Below are 17,465 nucleotides of genomic sequence, written 5' to 3' on the forward strand. Positions count from 1 at the left end.
GTACGACCGCGCCGCGGTGCCCGGCCGGGCGGGAGCGGTGTCCACGCCCTTCGGTGAGTGGTACGGTATGTGGTACCACTCGCTGAAGGGGGTAGAGCCGTGTCCGTCACCGCGAGTAAAGCGCGCAAGGACCTGTTCCCACTGATCAAGAAGGTCAACGAGGATCACGACGCGATCGAGATCGTCTCGAAGCACGGGAACGCGGTGCTCGTCTCGGCCGAGGACTACGCGTCCTTGCGCGAGGGGTCGTACCTCCTCCGCTCGCCGGCGAACGCCCGCCGTCTGCTCAAGTCCTACGAGAACGCGCTCGGTCGCGCCGACGTGTCCGAGCGCGAGCTGATCAACCCCGATCAGGCGGATGCGGAGCGCGGCGGCGCGTGAGGCTCGTTTTCGAGAACCAGGGCTGGGAGGACTACACGTCCTGGTTGAAGAACGACCGGAAGATGCTCGTCCGGATCAACAAGCTCATCGAGGACGTCCTGCGGGATCCGTTCACGGGGATCGGCAAGCCGGAGCCGTTGAAGTTCCACCTGCCCGGGGCTTGGTCGCGGCGCATCGACGACGAGCACCGCCTCGTCTACCTCGTCACCGACGAGGAGATCATCGTGCTGGCCGCTCGCTACCACTACTGATCCGCTGTGCGACCGACGGCCAGTGCCGTCCTGTCCCGATGACGACCCGTGGTGACGAACGGGCCCCCCGACGGTGTGTCGGGAGGCCCCTGGTTGCCATGTCAGTTGATCACGGCGTCAACGCACGTGGTTGCGGCTGTGCCGGGCGAGCGCGAACACGCCCCCGGCGGTGGCCAGCATCCCGAGTGCTGCGACGGTGAACACGACGATGTCGGCGGTCATGCGAATCCCCTTGCGTTGATCTCCCACTCGTCTTGACGTCCGGGTACCCCGTTTCGTGGCCCGGCAGTCGTGCAATTCACACGATCGTGGAGGTAGTGGCTGTGAACCTGCGGGCTGTGGAGGCTCGGGTCCTCGCCGTCGCGCCGTGGCTGTTCGGGCTCTCGCTGGCCGGCCACCTGGTGATGGTGGCGTTCCAGACCCAGATGACCATGATCGACCTGATGGTCTACCGCAACGGCTCGCCGGAGCTGTTCACCGGTGAGCTGTACCAGTGGCGGCTCAGCGAGTTCTCCGACAAGTTCGCCCTGCCGTTCACCTACCCGCCGTTCGCCGCGTTCGCGTTCCTGCCGCTGTCGTGGATCTCGTGGGAGGCATCGCGCTGGGTCTGGCAGCTCCTGTGCCTGTTCTGCCTGTGGTTCCTGGTGCGCAAGTCGCTGACCCTGGTCGGCAGCAACGACCCGCGCCGCGCGATGCTGTGGACCGGGCTGTTCGTCTGGGTCGAGCCCGTCCGCACCACGCTCAACTACGGCCAGATCAACCTCGTCCTGGCCGCCCTGCTGGTCGGCACGGTGGTCAGCGCCCGGCCGTGGGTGGGCGGCGCGGGCGTCGGCATCGCGGCCGGGATCAAGCTCACCCCGGCCATCACCGGCCTCTACTTCCTGGTCACCCGCAACTTCAAGGCCGCCGCCTGGTCCATCGCCGCGTTCGGCGGCACGGTCGGCCTGGGCTACCTGCTCTCCGCCCGCCAGTCGAACCAGTTCTGGTTCGAGCTGCTGGGCGACGCCACCCGGGTCGGGCCGGTCGGCTCGGCGATCAACCAGTCGCTGCGCGGCGCGCTGTCCCGGACCGTCGGCTACGACGTGCAGACCGGCCCGATCTTCCTGGTCGGCGCGCTGGTGGCGGTCGGGCTCGCGGCGTGGGCGCTGCACTCGGCGGTGCGCGCCAAGGACACGCTGGCGATGCTGGTCGCCGTGCAGTTCCTCGGGCTGCTGGTGTCGCCGATCTCGTGGAGCCACCACTGGGTGTGGGCGATCCCGGCCCTGCTGTGGCTGGTCCACGGCAAGGCGCGCGGCCCGCTGGTGACCGCGACGGCGTGGGCGTGGCTGCTCGCGATCGGCAGCTACCTGATCTCGATCCTGCTCATCCTGCAGGAGTCGATCTGGATCATCCCGCGCCCGTGGTACCTCTCGCTGCTGGGCTGGGTCTACCCGGCGGTCGGCCTGCTCACGCTGGTCACGATCGCCGTGGCGCTGCGGCGGAGGTCACCCGAGCGCGTCGAGCACGCCGTCGATCTCGCCCGCCAGTGACACGTCCAGCGCGGTGATCCCGCCGCTGGAGTGCGTGCTGCACCGGAAGACCAGCGTGCGCCAGCGGATGTCGATGTCCGGGTGGTGGTCGTCGTTCTCGGCGATCTCGGCCACCCGGTTCACCACCTGGATCGCCCGCGCGAAGCTCGGCAGCTCCGCCGTGCGCACGAGCGCGGCGTCCTGGGCGGTCCAGTCGGGCAGTGCGGACAGGGCAGCGGTCACCTGGTCGTCGGTCAGCAGCTCGGCCATGTCCTCGATCGTCCCACCACGTCGCGTAGGGTGCGAGGTCACCACGGGAGTCCGGTGCTGCGCCGGGCTGAGAGGAGGGCTCGCAAGCCCTCGACCGTCCACACCTGATCCGGGTCATGCCGGTGTAGGGAGAGATGATGCTTCGACGCGTGCTGACCGCCGCCATCGCCGGGGTCGCGCTGACCTCGTGCTCCGTCACCGCCAACGACCCGCCGCCTGCGGGCGAGCGGGTGGTGACCCTCGTCACCCACGATTCGTTCGGGGTCTCGCCGGAGGTCCTCGACGCCTTCAAGGCCGAGACCGGGATCACGGTCAAGCCGCTGGCGTCGGGCGACGCCGGCGAGCTGACCAACAAGCTGGTGCTGACCAAGGCCAACCCGCTGGGTGACGTGGCGTTCGGCGTCGACTCGACGTTCGCGTCCCGGGCGCTCAAGGAGGGCGTGTTCGCCGAGTACGCCTCGCCCGAGGCGGGCAAGGGCGCGCAGCGCTACCAGCTCGACCCGCCGAACCGGCTGCACGCGGTCGACGTCGGCGACGTGTGCGTGAACATCGACGTCGTCGCGTTCAAGGACTCGGGCGCGCCGGCGTCGTACGCCGACCTGGCCGACCCGAAGTACAAGGACAAGCTGGTCGTCGAGGACCCGGCGACCTCGTCGCCGGGCCTGGCGTTCCTGCTCGGCACGATCGCCGAGTTCGGCGAGTCCGGCTGGCAGGACTACTGGTCCAAGCTCAAGGGCAACGGCGTGAAGGTCGTCAGCGGCTGGGAGGAGGCCTACACCCAGGACTTCTCCGGCTCCAGCGGCAAGGGCCCGCGCCCGGTCGTGGTGTCCTACGCGTCCTCGCCGTCCGCCGAGATCGGCGACGACGGCACCCCGCGCACCAAGGCGCTGCTCGACACCTGCTACCGGCAGGTGGAGTACGCGGGCGTGCTGGACGGCGCGAAGAACACCGACGACGCGCGCAAGGTCGTCGACTTCCTGCTGTCGGACAAGTTCCAGGCGGACGTGCCCGGGAAGATGTACGTCTACCCGTCCCGCGAGGGCGTGGCGCTGCCCGAGGCGTGGACCAAGGCCGCACCCCTGCCGGCGAAGGCGCGCACCCTGCCCGCGAGCCAGGTCGACGCGAACCGCGAGCAGTGGGTCCAGCAGTGGCGCACCCTGGTCCAGGGCTGAGCTCTCCCGACGGCTCCGCGGCACCTCGCACGTCCGGGACCCAGCGGCCTGAAGATCAGCGGCCCGACGGCCCGCAGCCCGAAGATCAGCGGCCAAGTGGTCGGTGGTCCGCAGGTCGTGGGTCCGCGGGGCGCGGGCCAGGAGGTCGTGGGCCCGGAAGACGTGGGCCTGGCAGGCGTGGGCCCGCGGGTCGGTGGTCCTTCGGGGTTCGGCGGTCCGGGGCGCGGGCGTCCGGGGCGCGGTGGACGGGTGCGCGGCTGGGGTGGACGGCGGCGGCCTTGCTGCCGCTGGCGTTCCTCGGGGTGTTCTTCGCCTGGCCGGTGGCCGCGATCATCGGTCTCGGGCTCGGTGACGGCGGGGTGTGGCCCGCGCTGGTCGACCCGCGCACGTGGGGGCTGATCGGGTTCACCCTCGGGCAGGCCGCGGCCGCCACGGCGCTGGCGCTGCTCACGGGGCTGCCGGTGGCGTTCCTGCTGGCTCGTTGCCGGGTGCGTGGTTCGGGGGTGGTGCGGGCGGCGGTGATGGTGCCGTTCGTGCTGCCGACCGTCGTGGTCGGGTTGGCGTTCCGGGCGCTGTGGCCCGATGGCGGCGTGCTGCCGATCGTGCTGGCCAACGCGTTCTTCAACGTCGCCGTGGTCGCGCGGACCGTCGGCGGGCTGTGGGCGAAGGTCGACCGGCGGGCCGAGGACGCGGCGCGGGCGCTGGGCGCGTCCCGGCTGCGCGCCTTCACCTCCGTGGTGCTGCCCGCGCTGGCCCCCGCGATCGGGTCGGCGGCGTCGGTGGTGTTCCTGTTCTGCGCCACCAGCTTCGGCGTGGTGCTGGTGCTGGGCGGCGCGCGCTACCGGACGTTGGAGACCGAGATCTACCTGCGCACGGTCGAGCTGTTCGACCTGTCGGGCGCGGCGGCGCTGTCGTTGTTGCAGTTCGCGGCGGTGCTGGCGGTGCTGCTGCTGGGCGGTGCGGCCCGTCGGCGGCGGGAGAAGTCGCTGGCGCTGCGGGTCGAGAGCACCCGGCGGCCGGTCGGCGGTGAGTGGGGCGTCGTCGCGGCGGCGTGGCTCGTGGTGTGCGCGCTGCTGTTGCCCGTCGTGGGCCTGCTGGTCCGCTCGCTGTCAACCGGGGACGGGTGGAGCCTGGCCGGGTACCGGGCGCTGGCCGGGACGGGGGAGCGCGGGACGCTCGCGGTGTCCGGGTGGCAGGCGGCGGTGAACTCGGTGCGGGTCGCCACCGACGCGACCCTGGTGGCGCTGCTGGTCGGTGTCGTGTCGGCGGTGGTGCTGGTCGGCTTGCGCCGGCACCGGTCGTGGTTCGCCGAGGCGCTGGACACCGCGTTGATGCTGCCGCTGGGGGTGTCCGCGGTGACGGTCGGGTTCGGCTACCTGATCACCATGGACGCGCTGCCCGGTGACTTCCGGACCTCGCCGCTGCTCGTGCCGCTGGCGCAGGCGCTGGTGGTGACGCCGCTGATCGTGCGGATCGTGCTGCCGGTGCTGCGGGCGGTGGACGAACGGCTGCGGCAGGCGGCGTCGTCGCTGGGCGCGAGCCCGTGGAAGGTGTGGCGCGAGGTCGACCTGCCGCTGGCGTCGCGGTCGCTGGTCGCCGCGGCCGGGTTCGGGTTCGTGGTGGCGCTCGGGGAGTTCGGGGCGACCAGCTTCCTGGCCCGGCCGGACGCGCCGACGCTGCCGGTGGTGATCGCCCGGCTGATGGCGCGGCCGGGGGAGTTGAACAGCCAGATGGCGTACGCGGCGTGCGCGCTGCTGATGGTGGTGACCACGGCGGCGGTGCTGCTGATCGAGCGGCTGCGGGTGCCGGCCGGCGGGGAGTTCTAGATGTCGTTGGGGCTGAACGGGATCAGCGTCCGGTACGGGGACGTGGCCGCGGTGTCGGAGGTCGACCTCGCGGTGGGCGACGGCGAGGTGGTGGCGCTGCTCGGGCCGTCCGGGTGCGGCAAGTCCACGCTGCTGCGGGCGGTCGCGGGCCTGGAGGTGCCCTCCGCCGGGACCGTGACGTGGGACGGCGCGGACCTCGCCGGAACGCCCGTGCACCGGCGCGGTTTCGGGCTGGTGTTCCAGGACGGGCAGCTGTTCCCGCACCGGGACGTGGCCGGGAACGTCGCCTTCGGGCTGCGGATGCGCCGGGTCGAGCGCGAGGCACGCCGCAAGCGGGTCGCCGAGCTGCTGGAACTGGTCGGGCTGGGCGGGTACCAGCGGCGGAAGGTGACCGAGCTGTCCGGCGGCGAGCAGCAGCGGGTGGCGCTGGCGCGGGCGCTGGCACCCCGGCCCCGGCTCCTGCTGCTCGACGAGCCGCTGTCGGCGCTGGACCGGGCGTTGCGCGAGTCGCTGGCGGTCGACCTGGCCAGGGTGCTGCGGGAGGCGGGCGCGACCGCGCTGGTGGTCACGCACGACCACGACGAGGCGTTCACCCTGGCCGACCGGGTGGCCGTGATGAGGGCCGGCCGGATCCGCCAGGTGGGACCGCCCGCGCAGGTGTGGCGCTCGCCGGCGGACGTCGAGGTCGCCCGGTTCCTGGGGTGCGGGAAGGTGCTGGCCGCCGGCGAGGCGGACCGCCTGGTCGGCGTGCCGGCCCGGGTGGGCCTGCGCGCGACGGCGCTGCACGTGAGTTCGGACGGCCCGCTGGAAGCCGAAGTCGTGGAACGAGCCCACCGCCGCGACCACGTCCGCCTGCTCGTCCGCCTCACCACCGAGCCCGCCGGAACGGGCGGTGAATCCGGTGCCGGGGGCTTGCTCGGCGAGGAGTTCGAAGCGGTGGCGGCCATCGCGGACCCGCCGGAAGTCGGGGCGCGCGTGCGGTTGTCGATCGACCCGGACGGCGTGGCCGTCATCGGCTAGCCGGCACGACTCGGTTGGCAGCGGCGGTGCGCTTCGGCGGCCGGCCGTTGGCGCGGGGGAGTTGGCGCGCGGCGGCCGTTGGTGCGCGGGAGTTGTCCGGCGGTCGGCGTCGTCCGGCTGGGTCGGGGTCTGGCTGGGTCCGGCTGGGTCGGGCGTGGTCCGATCGGGTCGGGCGTGGTCTGGAGGTGCCGGGCGTGGTCGGTTGCTCAGGTGGAGTCGGGTCGGGCGGCGGACCACTCGGCGTGGGTCAGGCTGTACTCGACCTCGCCCTGGTCGGAACCGGGGATGGGTTCCGGCCAGTCCTCGAAGAACGTGCGGCGGAAGCGGAGGCCGGTCTTCTCCATCACGCGGCGGGAGTTGTGGTTCACCGACATCGTGGTGGCGACCACGCGGAGCACGCCCAAGTCGCGGAAACCCTTGTCCACCAAGGCCCGGGACACCTCGGTCGCGTAGCCGACGCCCCAGTGGCGGCTGTGCAGCCGGTAGCCGAGTTCGCGCACGCCCGGCTCGACCTCGCGGAACTCGAACGCGCCCACCAGCTCCCCGGTCGCCTTCACCACGCCCGCCCACCAGCCCGACGCCCGCAGGTAGCGCGGCAGCAGGTCGTGCTCGACGGCGGCGCGGTCCAGCGGCCGGCCGCCCTCCAGGTAGCGCATGACGGCCGGATCGGCGTGCAGGTCGACCAGGGCGTCCACATCGGACGGTGCGAAGTCGCGCAACGCCAGCCGTTCGGTCTCCAGGAACACGGGTACACGATGCCCTACGCACCCCGAAATCGCCGGGGATTTTCGGCGCGCGGACGCGGCGCGGGGTGGTGCGGTGGCGGCGCGGTGCGGTGCGCGGGATGGTGCGGCGCGGTGGGTGAGTGCGGGGCGGGATGCGGGGTGGCGTGTGGGGGCGGGGGCACCGAGGGTGGTGGCGCGGTGGGGCCTGGTCGGGTGTCGACTGGGTCCTGCCGCGCCACCGGGCGGGCTGGTGGGGTGGTGGTCAGTTGTCCTTGGTGGCGATGCGCATCGCGGCCAGGGAGAGGCCGATCAGGATGTAGCAGCCGGCCAGGGCGGTGCTGTTCCACAGCTCGCCGGTGGGCAGCGGGTCGCGCATGATGTCGGTCAGGCCCTCCCACCCCGAGGTGATCAGGTAGGGGTGCAGCCAGTCCAGCGCGCTGAACAGGCCCAGGACGCCGGAGACGATCACGCCCGCCAGGGTCGCGGCCATCACGACCAGGGGGTGCTCGGTGCACGCGGATATCGCCAGCGCGATCGCCGCCACGCCCCACACCTGCACGGTCACCAGCAGGACGGTCAGCGCGATCCGGGCCAGCGCCGCACCCAGCGGCAGGGTGTTGCCGGACAGCGTCAGCAGCCCGCCGCCGCCGAACAGCACGACGCCGGTGAGGGTGCCGACCACCGCGAGCAGCGCCACCGCGAGCAACGTCATCGTGGCCACGCCGAACGTCTTGATCGCCAGCAGCCGCAGCCTGCCCACGGGGGACAGCAGCAGCCCGCGCAACGTGCCGTGCTGCGCCTCGCCGGCCAGGCCGTCCGCCGCCCAGATCGCACCGACCAGCGGCAGCAGCAGCGGCAGTGCCAGGAACAGGGTGAAGATCGGGAGCACCAGGCCGTTGCCGGCGATGATCGCGGCCAGGCCGGGCCCCGCGCGGCCGTCGCCGTCGAGGGCGAACCACAGGCCCACGCCCGCCAGGATCGGCACCAGGCACAGCGCGGACAGGCCGATCACCGTCCGCGGCCGGCGCACGATCCAGCGCAGCTCCGACCGCAGTTGACGGCTCAGCGGAGCCCGAGTCGCGACCAGGGTGGTCATCACGCCCCCTCCTCGATGGTGTCCACCGCGGACAACCCCTCTTCGGCTTCCTCGGCCTCGGTGAGCCGGGCGAACAGCTCCTCCAGACCGGTGCGCTGCCGACGCGCCTCCCACACGTTGATGCCGCCCTTGACCAGCGCCTCCAGCACGGCCGGCGGTGTGGTCCCGATCAGCTCGACGCGCAGCCCCTCGGTCGAGGCGCGGGCCGAGATCCGGGCGGAGCGCAGCACGTTGAGCGCCTGCAACCAGTCCGGGGTGGTGATCATCAGGGCGCTGGTCTCGGCCTGCAGCAGCTCGGCCAGGCTGCCCTGCGCGACCACGGTGCCCCGGTGCAGCACGGCCACGTGGGTGCACGTCGCCTCGATCTCGCTCAACAGGTGCGACGACACCACCACGGACGTGCTGTTGTTCTTCAGCTCCGCGATGACGTTGCGGACCTCGCGGGTGCCCGCCGGGTCGAGGCCGTTGGTCGGCTCGTCCAGCACGATCAGCCGGCGTTCGACCAGCAGCGCCGACGCCAGGCCCAGCCGCTGCTTCATGCCCAGCGAGTACCCCCGGTACCGCCGGTGGGCGGCGGAGGCCAGGCCGACGCGCTCCAGCGCGTCCTCCACGGCCTGCTTGAGCGAGCCGGTGGCCAGCAGCGGCTCGAACGCCGCGACCCGGCGCAGGTTCTCCCGCCCGGACAGGAACGGGTGGAACCCCGGCCCCTCGACCAGCGCGCCGACGTGCGGCAGCGCGGCGGCCGCGCCGTCGGGCAGCGGCTGCCCCAGCAGCTCGACCTCCCCCTCGGTCGGCCGCACGAGCCCGAGCATCATCCGGATGGTGGTGGTCTTGCCCGACCCGTTCGGGCCGAGCATCCCGAGCACCGCGCCCTTGGGCACGTCGAGGTCGACCCGGTCCACCGCCACGGTGCTGCCGTACACCTTGCGCAGCCCCCGGGTCCGGGCGACGAGGACCGGGGCGGGTCCGGTGTCGGCCGGCTCCGCCCGCACGCTGGTCGAGGTGGTCATGCGGTTCGTCTCCCCTGAACTAGGTCCCGCGGTGGGTGGGGCCGACGCCCGGCCGGGCGGCCGGGCGTCGACCCCGGTTCTCACTTGACCTGGGCGATGGCCTCGGTCAGCACCTGCTCGGGCACCGGGCCGAGCGCCACCCGGCCGTCGTCGGCCAGCAGCACGCCGCCGACCCGGGTGGTGATCAGCGTCCCGCTCCCCCACGGACCGCTGACCTGCTTGCCCAGCTGCTTGAGCAGGCTCTGGACGTCGACGCCCTCCGGCCGCTCGCCGTGACCAGGCCGGTCACCGGACGGCTGCCCGTTGGCCAGCGCGCTCAGCGCCGCCGCCGGGACCTTCGCGGTCAGCACCACGTCCCAGCCCTCGCCGTGGACCTGCGGAGCGGCCTCCGCGAGCAGGCCCTCGGCCAGCTTCTTCTCCTCGTCGTTCGGCCCCTTGACCTCCGGCTGCTCGACCTTCGCGCCCGCGGGCGGGGTGAAGGAGAACAGCGCGGCGTCCTGCGGGCCCACGGTCAGGTCCGCGAAGCCGACCTGCACCGCCGGGTTGTTCGTGCCGTTGGTCAGCACGGCCACCCGCAGCGGGATCCGCAGCTCGGAGTCGATCGCGACCCGGACCTCGCGCAGCACGGTGCGCTCGGTCGGCTTCGGGGTCAGCACCAGCTCGTAGGTCGGCCGGCCGGCCACGCGGGCGGTGCCGTCCACCGTGACGTCGCTGAACTCCTTGACCTTCGCGACGACCTCGCGCGAGAGCGACACCGGGTCCGGCGGGAGCTGCTGCCCCTCGCCCGGGTCGAGGTCGATCTTCGGTTCCTGCACCGAGCCGTGCGGGAGCTTCGTCACGGTCTGGTCGGCCGAGTTCCACAGCCAACCGGTCTGCCCGTCGTCCACGAACGTGCGCTCGGAGTCGCCGGCGGGCAGCTGCACCCGCACGCGGCCCTCGCCGTCGGTCCACATGCGCAGCTTCGACTCGCCGTCGGACAGCTGCGGCAGCCCGGCCAGCGCGGGAATGCCGAGGTCGTTGTTCACCTCGACCGCGCCGCCGAACGCCGCCGGTTTCGCGGTCAGGACGGACTCGACCAGGGACTCCGCGCTCACGTCCGGCAGGACGGGAGCGGGACCCGCACCGGCGGGCAGCGCGAGCACCCCCAGGCCCGCGGCTCCGGCGACGACGCCGAACGCCGCGGCGACCACCGTCACCCTCTTCCGGTTCATGTCCCCTCCTCCTCGGGCGTCGGCCGACCGGGTGCCGGTCCGACACCACAGACGTTCCTCCGGCTGGGCTGAGATCACGCTGAGAGTCGCCCCGACGCTGAGAACGGACTGAGGATCCCGCGCCGATTGTCCTCCTTTGCGGGCATCCTGTGCTGCGTGAGGCCACGGGTGCTGGTAGTTGACGACGAGGTGGGCGTGCGGCGCGCGCTCGAACGCGGCCTGTCCGCCGAGGGCATGGAGGTGGTCACCGCCGCGGACGGGCCGAACGCCCTGCGCGTGGCGCTGACCGGGGCGTTCGACGTGGTGCTGCTGGACATCATGCTGCCGGGGCTCAGCGGCTACCGGGTGCTCCAGCGGATGCGCGCGGAGGGCGTGCGCACCCCGGTGCTGATGGTCTCGGCCAAGGACGGCGAGGTCGACCAGGCCGACGGGCTGGACCTGGGGGCGGACGGCTACCTGGTCAAGCCGTTCAGCTTCGTGGTGCTGGTCGCGCAGGTCCGGGCGCTGCTGCGGCGCAACCAGGCGGACCTGGCCCGGCGCAAGCTCAAGCTCGGCGAGCTGGTGGTGGACCGCGCGGTGCGCGAGGTGAGCTGGGCGGGCGCGCCGGTCAGCCTGTCGCCCCGGGAGTACGCCGTGCTGGACGTGCTGGCCAGTCGCGCGGGCTCGGTGGTCACCAAGGACGAGCTGCTGCGCACGGTCTGGGGCGACGAGCAGGCGGCGACCCGCAACGCGGTCGAGGTGTACGTCGGCTACCTGCGGCGCAAGCTGGACGCGATGGGCGCGGGGGAGGTGGTGCGCACCGTGCGCGGTCACGGCTACCTGGCCTCGACACCCGACCTGGACGCGGCGCTGGACTCGACGGCCGCCCGCCGCAAGTGAGCCCCCGCCGCTGGTGGCTGCGGCGCACGCTGCGGTTCCGGATCACCGTCGTCGCGACCGGCGTGGCCCTGCTGTGCCTGCTGGCGCTGACCCTGCTCGCCCCGAGCCTGATCGGGATGGTGCAGGTCCACGCGGTGGACGCGGAACTGGACCGGGCCTCGGCCGTGCGGGTGCTCGACATCGCGGGCACCCCGCTGGACGGCGGCCCGCGCCCGGAGCTCACCGCGCAGGACATCCGGCAGCTCAAGGCGGGCCAGAAGGTGCTCCGGCTGGACGGCGCGAGCGCCCACCGCTGGATCGGCCGGGTGGTGTTCGCCCCCGACGGCACGCCGCGGCTGCACGTCGCCGGGGACACCCTGGTCGGCTACGGGCGGGCCAACGACCTGGGCACCAAGTGGCTCGCGGTGGCCGCGGTGCTGGTCGCGGGCCTGGTCGGGATCGCCACCTGGCTGTCGGTCCGGTCCTCGCTGCGCCCGGTCGAGCGGATGCGGATCGCCGCCGGCGAGCTGCCCGCCGGCGAACGCCTGCCGGTGCCGCCCACCCGGGACGAGCTGCAGGCGCTCGCCGAAGCCCTCAACGCCCTGCTGGCCCGGCGGGACGAGGCCAGCGAGCGGCTGCGCCGGTTCACCGGCGACGCCGCGCACGAGCTGCGCTCCCCGGTCACGTCGGTGCGCGCGCAGGCCGAGGTCGCCGTGGCGCACCCGGACCCGGACTTCTCCATCGAGGTGCTGGAGTCCGTGGTCGAGGAGTCCGAGCGGCTGTCGAACCTGGTCGACGCGCTGCTCATGCTGGCCCGCGCGGACACCGGCGACCTGCCGCGCGCCGAGCCGGTGGACGTGGTCCTGCAGGCCCAGGCCGCGGTCATGCGGGTGCCCAAGAGCGAGCTGCTGGTCACCGTGCACGCGCCGATGACCGCGTGCCTGATCCAGGTCGCGCGGTCCGAGGTCGAGCTGGTGCTGGACAACCTGATCCGCAACGCCGGCCGGTACGCCGAGACGTTCATCCGGATCTCGGTGCTGCCCGCGCCCGGCGAGATCCGGCTGGTGGTCGACGACGACGGCCACGGCATCCCGCCCGAGCACCGGGAGAAGGTGTTCGACCGGTTCTACCGGGTCGAGTCCGACCGGGGCCGGGCGACCGGCGGGTTCGGCCTGGGCCTGGCCCTGGTGGCGCACCTGGTGACCCGGCGCAAGGGCACGGTCCGGGCGATGGAGTCGCCGGAGGGTGGCGCGCGCCTGGAGGTGCGCTGGCCCGCCTACCGGTGATGGCAGGATCTTGTCCCGTGCCCGAGCTCCGAGCGACCACGCTGGTAGACGCCCCGCTGCGCACGGTCGCCGCGGCCCTGCTGGACGCCCGGCTGCTGGCCCGGTCGATCCGCGGCCTCGGCGTGCGGATCACCGCCGGCCCGGTGCTGTACGTGGGCGCCGAGCTGGCCGGCTCGGTCGGCCCGGTGGCCGGGACGCTGCTGGTCACCAGGGCGGACACCACCGGGGTGTCGGCGGAGCTGGTCGGCGGGCCGCTGCCGAGGTTCGTGCTGATCACCGACCTGCTGCACACCGGCGGCGGCACGATGGTGGTGGACTCGGTGGAGTGGACCAGCCCCGGCGGGCCGTTCGGCCGGCTGGCGGACGTGATCGTGGGCCGGGGGTTGGCGCTGAAGGTGCTCCAGGCGCGGGCCGAGGCGGTGTCGGCGCGCAGCCGTGAGCTGGTGGGCGCCAAGGTCGTGGTCGCGGCGGCGATCGTGCGCGACGGGCTGCTGCTCGCGCAGCGGCGCGGCCACCCGGAACGGCTGGCCGGCGGCTGGGAGCTGCCCGGCGGGCGGGTCGAGCCGGGGGAGGACGACCGGGCCGCCGTGGCGCGCGAGTGCGTCGAGGAGCTCGGGGCCGAGGTCGTGGCGGGGGAGCAGATCGGGCCGGACATCCCGTTGCGGGCCGACCACCTGCTGCGGGTCTACCGCGCCGAGCTGGTCGCCGGCGAGCCCCGGGCGCTGGACCACCCCGAGGTGCGCTGGATCGGGTCGGACGAGCTGGACAACCTGAACTGGCTGGCCGCGGACCGGGTCGTGCTGCCGGCGCTGCACGACCTGCTGGACCCGCCCGCCTGACCTTGGGTCGGCCAGGCTCCGGGACAGTTCCGACTTCGGAATGGCCTGACTGCGGGACGGCCCGACTCCGGAATGGCCTGACTGCGGGACGGCCCGACTCCGGGACGGCCTGGCCCCCGGGGCGCCCGCGCGGACGCCCCGGGACCGGTGGTCACCCCAGGCCGGACATCCGCAGCGCGGCGTCCAGGCGGTGCCGGCAGCGCTCCAGCGACCGCTCCGCGCCGTGCGCGCGCACCCGGTCGAGCTCGGCCGGGTCGTCGAGCAGGGCCTGCGTCCGCTCCCGCACGTCGCGCAGCTCCTCGACCACGGCCTCGGCCGCCGTCTCCTTCAGCTCGGCGTAGCCGGACAGCGAGGCCGCGATCTCGTCCGGGTCCTTCGCGGTGCACGCGGCGAGGATCTCCAGCAGGTTCGCCACGCCCGGCTGGGTCTCCGGCGCGTACTGGACGATCCCGATGTCGTCGGTCACCGCCCGCTTGATCTTCCGCCGGACGAGATCGGGCGAGTCGAGCACGAATACCGTGCCGGCCGCGTCTTTTGCGGTTTTCGCCATTTTGCGGGACGGGTCCGCCAAATCGCGGACGCGGGCGGCGGTCGGCGGGATCACCGACTTCGGCATCACGAACACCTCGCCGTAAGTCCCGTTGAACCGGCGGGCCAGCACGCGGGCGAGTTCGACGTGCTGGGCCTGGTCGTCGCCCACCGGGACCTCGTGCGCGCCCTGGAGCAGGATGTCGGCCGCCATCAGCACCGGGTAGGTGAGCAGGCTCAGCCGGACCGACGAGCGGCCCGCGGACTTCTCCTTGAACTGGATCATCCGCGCGGCCTCGCCGTACGTGCAGGTGCACTCCAGCACCCAGGTCAGCGCGCCCAGCTCGCGGACCAGGTCGGACTGCACCGACACCGAGCGCGGGTCGACCCCGGCGGCGATCAGCACCGCGAGCTGTTCCCTGGTCAGGGCGCGCAACCGGGTCGGGTTGTGCGACGAGGTCATGGCGTGCAGGTCGCTGATGAAGTAGACGTCCTCATCGGTGCCCTCGGCCGCCCACCGGCGGATGGCACCCAGGTAGTTGCCCAACTGCACCGGGCCGGACGGGGTGATCGCGGACAGCCGGATCATGGTGGCTTCCCTTCGAGGTCTGCCCGCCCGACCGACCCCCGAACGCACGAAGGCCGCCCTGGGCGGGCGGCCAGCGTTTCGTCAACGCACAGTTCTCACGGCCGCCGCGAGGCGGTCCACCAGAACGGGTAAAGAGTGCGCATAGCCGCGATCATAGCGTGTTTTACCTGTGTGTCACGGGTCTACATTTCTTCTATGTACATCGTGCTGCTGGAGTACATCAAGCCACTGGCCGAAGTCGACTACACCCTGCCGGATCACGTGGACTGGCTGAACAAGCAGTATGAAGCCGGTTACTTCCTCGCGTCCGGCCGGCAGACCCCCCGCGTCGGCGGGGTGATCATCACCCGGCCCATGCCGCGCGGCAAGCTCGACGCCCTGCTCGCCACCGATCCCTTCGCGGTGCAGAAGCTGGCCCGCCACCGGGTGGTGGAGTTCCGCGCCACCAAGACCGCCCCGGAGCTGGCCAAGGTCAACGAAGCCGCGCTGACCTGACGTGCGCCACCGACCCGCCACCCGGCCCGCCGGGTGGCGTGGCGATCAGCCGGCCTCCCGCTCCGCCTTCCGAGCAGCTTTCCGGGCCGCTTTCCGGTCGGCCTTGCTCCCCGTCCGACCTGCGGCTTCGCCCTCCGCCTCGGCCGCTTTCCGGGCCGTTTTCCGGGCCGCCTTCGCGCGGGCGTCGAGCAGGGCGGTCACCGGGCACCGCTTGCAGCGGGGCTTGGACCGGCAGCACTTCTTCTTCACCTTGGTCTTGCCCAAGTGACGTCTCCCCCTCATCCGGGTGACTTGACACTAGGTGAGGCTGACCTCACCCCGCTCTCGTGTGTGGTATTGGCTACCGGACCGGTAGGCTGTCCGGAGGCTCGCGCGTTCTCTGTCCGGCGCCTGCCAATCCTCGACAGACAGCTCTAGGAGTTCCGCGTGCCCACGGCCACCGCGTCGATCAAGGAAACGCTGGTCCGCAACGACCTGCGCAACGTCGCGATCGTCGCGCACGTTGACCACGGCAAGACCACCCTGGTGGACGCCATGCTCCGCCAGTCCGGTGCCTTCTCGGAACGGGCCGAGCTCGTCGACCGGGTCATGGACTCGGGCGAGCTGGAGCGCGAGAAGGGGATCACGATCCTCGCCAAGAACACCGCCGTGCGCCGTCGGACGGCGGACGGTGCGGTGACCATCAACGTGGTGGACACCCCCGGCCACGCCGACTTCGGCGGCGAGGTCGAGCGCGGCCTGTCCATGGTCGACGGCGTCGTGCTGCTGGTCGACGCCTCCGAGGGCCCCCTGCCGCAGACCCGGTTCGTGCTGCGCAAGACGCTGGCCGCCGGCCTGCCGGTGATCCTGGTGGTGAACAAGGTCGACCGCCCCGACGCCCGGATCTCCGAGGTCGTCGACGAGGCCCACGACCTGCTGCTGGACCTGGCCACCGAGGTCGGCGCGGACGACTCCGTGCTGGACCTGCCGGTGGTCTACGCCTCCGCGCGGGCCGGCCGGGCGAGCCTCACCCAGCCCGCCGACGGCGGCCTGCCGGACGAGGAGAACCTCGACGTCCTGTTCGAGGTCCTGTTCAAGCACATCCCCGCGCCGACCGGTGACGCCGACGCGCCGCTGCGCGCGCTGGTCACCAACCTCGACGCGTCCTCGTTCCTGGGCCGGATCGCGCTGTGCCGGATCGAGGCCGGGCGCATCCGCAAGGGCGAGACGGTCTCGTGGTGCCGCGAGGACGGCTCGGTGCAGAAGGTGCGCATCACCGAGCTGCTGATCACCGAGGCGCTGGAGCGCGTCGCGGCCGAGGAAGCGCGGGCGGGCGACCTGGTCGCCATCGCCGGCATCCCGGAGATCACCATCGGCGACACGCTGGCCGACGTGGACAACCCGGAGCCGCTGCCCCGGATCACCGTCGACGAGCCCGCCATCTCGATGACCATCGGCGTGAACACCTCGCCGCTGGCCGGTCGGGGCGGCGGCAACAAGCTGACCGCGCGCGTGCTCAAGGCCCGGCTGGACTCCGAGCTGGTCGGCAACGTGTCGGTGCGGGTGCTGCCGACCGAGCGCCCGGACACCTGGGAGGTGCAGGGCCGCGGCGAGCTGGCGCTGGCCATCCTGGTCGAGCAGATGCGCCGCGAGGGCTTCGAGCTGACCGTCGGCAAGCCGCAGGTGGTCACCAAGACCGTCGACGGCAAGCTGCACGAGCCGTTCGAGCGGCTGACCATCGACGCGCCCGAGGAGCACCTGGGCGCGATCACCCAGCTGCTGGCCAACCGCAAGGGCCGGATGGAGAACATGTCCGGCCACGGCAGCGGCCGGATCAAGCTGGACTACGTCGTGCCGTCGCGCGGCCTGATCGGCTTCCGCACCGAGTTCCTCACCGAGACGCGCGGCACCGGCATCGCCAACGCCGTGTCCGAGGGCTACGGCCCGTGGGCCGGCGAGATCCGGACCAGGCACAACGGCTCGCTGGTGGCCGACCGGTCGGGCTCGATCACCGCCTACGCGATGATCCAGCTCGCCGACCGCGGCACGTTCTTCGTGGAGCCGGGCGCGGACGCGTACGAGGGCATGGTCGTGGGCGAGAACCCGCGCGCCGAGGACCTCGACGTGAACGTCTGCCGCGAGAAGAAGCTGACGAACATGCGCACGTCCACCGCCGACGTCATGGAGACGCTGGCCCGCCCGCGCAAGCTGTCGCTGGAGGAGGCGCTGGAGTTCTGCGCCGCCGACGAGTGCGTCGAGGTCGCGCCGGAGGTCGTCCGGGTGCGCAAGGTCACCCTGGACGCCAACCTGCGCGGTCGCGAGCGCAACCGCAACAAGCTGCGCGGCTGACCGACCTTCCGCGAACGCCCCCGCACCTCGGTGCCGGGGGCGTTTTCGCTGTTCAGGGCAGGTGCGCCGGGC

General features: G+C 72.8%; 18 protein-coding genes. 11 read left to right on the forward strand and 7 right to left on the reverse strand.

Annotation, left to right across the window (positions count from 1 at the left end):
- Positions 1 to 99: 99 nt before the first annotated feature.
- The 3 genes from BN6_RS04075 to BN6_RS04085 all read left to right on the forward strand — a co-directional run bounded on the left by BN6_RS04075 (position 100) and on the right by BN6_RS04085 (position 2,161).
- Positions 100 to 381: a type II toxin-antitoxin system Phd/YefM family antitoxin gene (locus tag BN6_RS04075; protein WP_041311874.1), complete on the forward strand. Its 282-nt coding sequence runs from the start codon at positions 100 to 102 to the stop codon at positions 379 to 381.
- The gene (locus tag BN6_RS04080) at positions 378 to 632 is read left to right on the forward strand and encodes a Txe/YoeB family addiction module toxin (RefSeq protein ID WP_015098270.1); all 255 of its coding nucleotides are present in this window, start codon (positions 378 to 380) and stop codon (positions 630 to 632) included. The genes BN6_RS04075 and BN6_RS04080 overlap by 4 nt, the downstream gene beginning before the upstream one ends.
- Positions 633 to 955: 323 nt before the next feature.
- Complete coding sequence (locus BN6_RS04085) at positions 956 to 2,161, forward strand: mannosyltransferase (protein WP_015098272.1); 1,206 nt, start codon at positions 956 to 958, stop codon at positions 2,159 to 2,161.
- Here BN6_RS04085 and BN6_RS04090 read toward each other — a convergent pair.
- A complete protein-coding gene (locus BN6_RS04090) occupies positions 2,117 to 2,410 on the reverse strand; it encodes a 4a-hydroxytetrahydrobiopterin dehydratase (protein ID WP_015098273.1) in 294 nt (97 codons plus the stop codon). The genes BN6_RS04085 and BN6_RS04090 overlap by 45 nt on opposite strands.
- Positions 2,411 to 2,547: 137 nt before the next feature.
- Here BN6_RS04090 and BN6_RS04095 point away from each other — a divergent pair, with 137 nt between their 5' ends.
- The 3 genes from BN6_RS04095 (at position 2,548) to BN6_RS04105 (ending at position 6,428) form a co-directional block, all read left to right on the forward strand.
- Positions 2,548 to 3,582 carry a thiamine ABC transporter substrate-binding protein gene (locus tag BN6_RS04095; RefSeq protein ID WP_015098274.1) on the forward strand — a complete coding sequence of 345 codons (1,035 nt, stop codon included), beginning with the start codon at positions 2,548 to 2,550 and terminating at the stop codon, positions 3,580 to 3,582.
- 278 nt (positions 3,583 to 3,860) lie between these two features.
- Positions 3,861 to 5,408 (forward strand): ABC transporter permease, encoded by a 1,548-nt coding sequence (locus tag BN6_RS04100; RefSeq protein ID WP_041311876.1) that lies wholly within the window; start codon positions 3,861 to 3,863, stop codon positions 5,406 to 5,408.
- Complete coding sequence (locus BN6_RS04105; protein WP_015098276.1) at positions 5,409 to 6,428, forward strand: ABC transporter ATP-binding protein; 1,020 nt, start codon at positions 5,409 to 5,411, stop codon at positions 6,426 to 6,428.
- 206 nt (positions 6,429 to 6,634) lie between these two features.
- On the opposite strand, the gene BN6_RS04110 is transcribed toward BN6_RS04105, so the two are convergent.
- The 4 genes from BN6_RS04110 to BN6_RS04125 form a co-directional block, all read right to left on the reverse strand.
- On the reverse strand, positions 6,635 to 7,174 hold the full coding sequence (locus BN6_RS04110; RefSeq protein ID WP_015098277.1) for a GNAT family N-acetyltransferase: 540 nt from the start codon (positions 7,172 to 7,174) through the stop codon (positions 6,635 to 6,637).
- A gap of 241 nt (positions 7,175 to 7,415) precedes the next feature.
- The gene (locus BN6_RS04115) at positions 7,416 to 8,249 is read right to left on the reverse strand and encodes an ABC transporter permease subunit (RefSeq protein WP_015098278.1); all 834 of its coding nucleotides are present in this window, start codon (positions 8,247 to 8,249) and stop codon (positions 7,416 to 7,418) included.
- Positions 8,249 to 9,259, reverse strand: coding sequence for an ABC transporter ATP-binding protein (locus BN6_RS04120; protein ID WP_015098279.1), 1,011 nt, complete (start codon positions 9,257 to 9,259; stop codon positions 8,249 to 8,251). Before BN6_RS04120 ends, BN6_RS04115 begins: the two co-directional genes overlap by 1 nt.
- A gap of 80 nt (positions 9,260 to 9,339) precedes the next feature.
- The gene (locus tag BN6_RS04125; protein ID WP_015098280.1) at positions 9,340 to 10,470 is read right to left on the reverse strand and encodes a LolA family protein; all 1,131 of its coding nucleotides are present in this window, start codon (positions 10,468 to 10,470) and stop codon (positions 9,340 to 9,342) included.
- 156 nt (positions 10,471 to 10,626) lie between these two features.
- Between BN6_RS04125 and BN6_RS04130 the strand changes: the two genes are divergently transcribed.
- Genes BN6_RS04130 through BN6_RS43225 form a run of 3 tightly spaced genes read left to right on the forward strand, consistent with a single transcriptional unit; the run spans position 10,627 to position 13,453 of the window.
- Complete coding sequence (locus tag BN6_RS04130) at positions 10,627 to 11,349, forward strand: response regulator transcription factor (RefSeq protein WP_231904984.1); 723 nt, start codon at positions 10,627 to 10,629, stop codon at positions 11,347 to 11,349.
- A complete protein-coding gene (locus BN6_RS04135) occupies positions 11,346 to 12,614 on the forward strand; it encodes a sensor histidine kinase (RefSeq protein ID WP_015098282.1) in 1,269 nt (422 codons plus the stop codon). Before BN6_RS04130 ends, BN6_RS04135 begins: the two co-directional genes overlap by 4 nt.
- A 17-nt stretch (positions 12,615 to 12,631) precedes the next feature.
- The gene (locus BN6_RS43225; RefSeq protein ID WP_015098283.1) at positions 12,632 to 13,453 is read left to right on the forward strand and encodes an NUDIX domain-containing protein; all 822 of its coding nucleotides are present in this window, start codon (positions 12,632 to 12,634) and stop codon (positions 13,451 to 13,453) included.
- Between the two features lie 151 nt (positions 13,454 to 13,604).
- On the opposite strand, the gene trpS is transcribed toward BN6_RS43225, so the two are convergent.
- On the reverse strand, positions 13,605 to 14,570 hold the full coding sequence (gene trpS / locus BN6_RS04145) for a tryptophan--tRNA ligase (protein ID WP_041311882.1): 966 nt from the start codon (positions 14,568 to 14,570) through the stop codon (positions 13,605 to 13,607).
- A 195-nt stretch (positions 14,571 to 14,765) separates the two neighbouring features.
- Between trpS and BN6_RS04150 the strand changes: the two genes are divergently transcribed.
- On the forward strand, positions 14,766 to 15,065 hold the full coding sequence (locus BN6_RS04150) for a YciI family protein (RefSeq protein WP_041311885.1): 300 nt from the start codon (positions 14,766 to 14,768) through the stop codon (positions 15,063 to 15,065).
- Between the two features lie 45 nt (positions 15,066 to 15,110).
- Here BN6_RS04150 and BN6_RS45280 read toward each other — a convergent pair whose 3' ends face one another.
- Positions 15,111 to 15,329, reverse strand: a complete 219-nt coding sequence (locus BN6_RS45280; protein ID WP_162164591.1) for a hypothetical protein — start codon at positions 15,327 to 15,329, stop codon at positions 15,111 to 15,113.
- 162 nt (positions 15,330 to 15,491) lie between these two features.
- Here BN6_RS45280 and typA point away from each other — a divergent pair, with 162 nt between their 5' ends.
- The gene (gene typA, locus BN6_RS04160) at positions 15,492 to 17,393 is read left to right on the forward strand and encodes a translational GTPase TypA (RefSeq protein WP_015098287.1); all 1,902 of its coding nucleotides are present in this window, start codon (positions 15,492 to 15,494) and stop codon (positions 17,391 to 17,393) included.
- Positions 17,394 to 17,465 lie beyond the last annotated feature (72 nt).

This window comes from Saccharothrix espanaensis DSM 44229 (assembly GCF_000328705.1).
Classification (GTDB): Bacteria; Actinomycetota; Actinomycetes; order Mycobacteriales; family Pseudonocardiaceae; genus Actinosynnema; species Actinosynnema espanaense.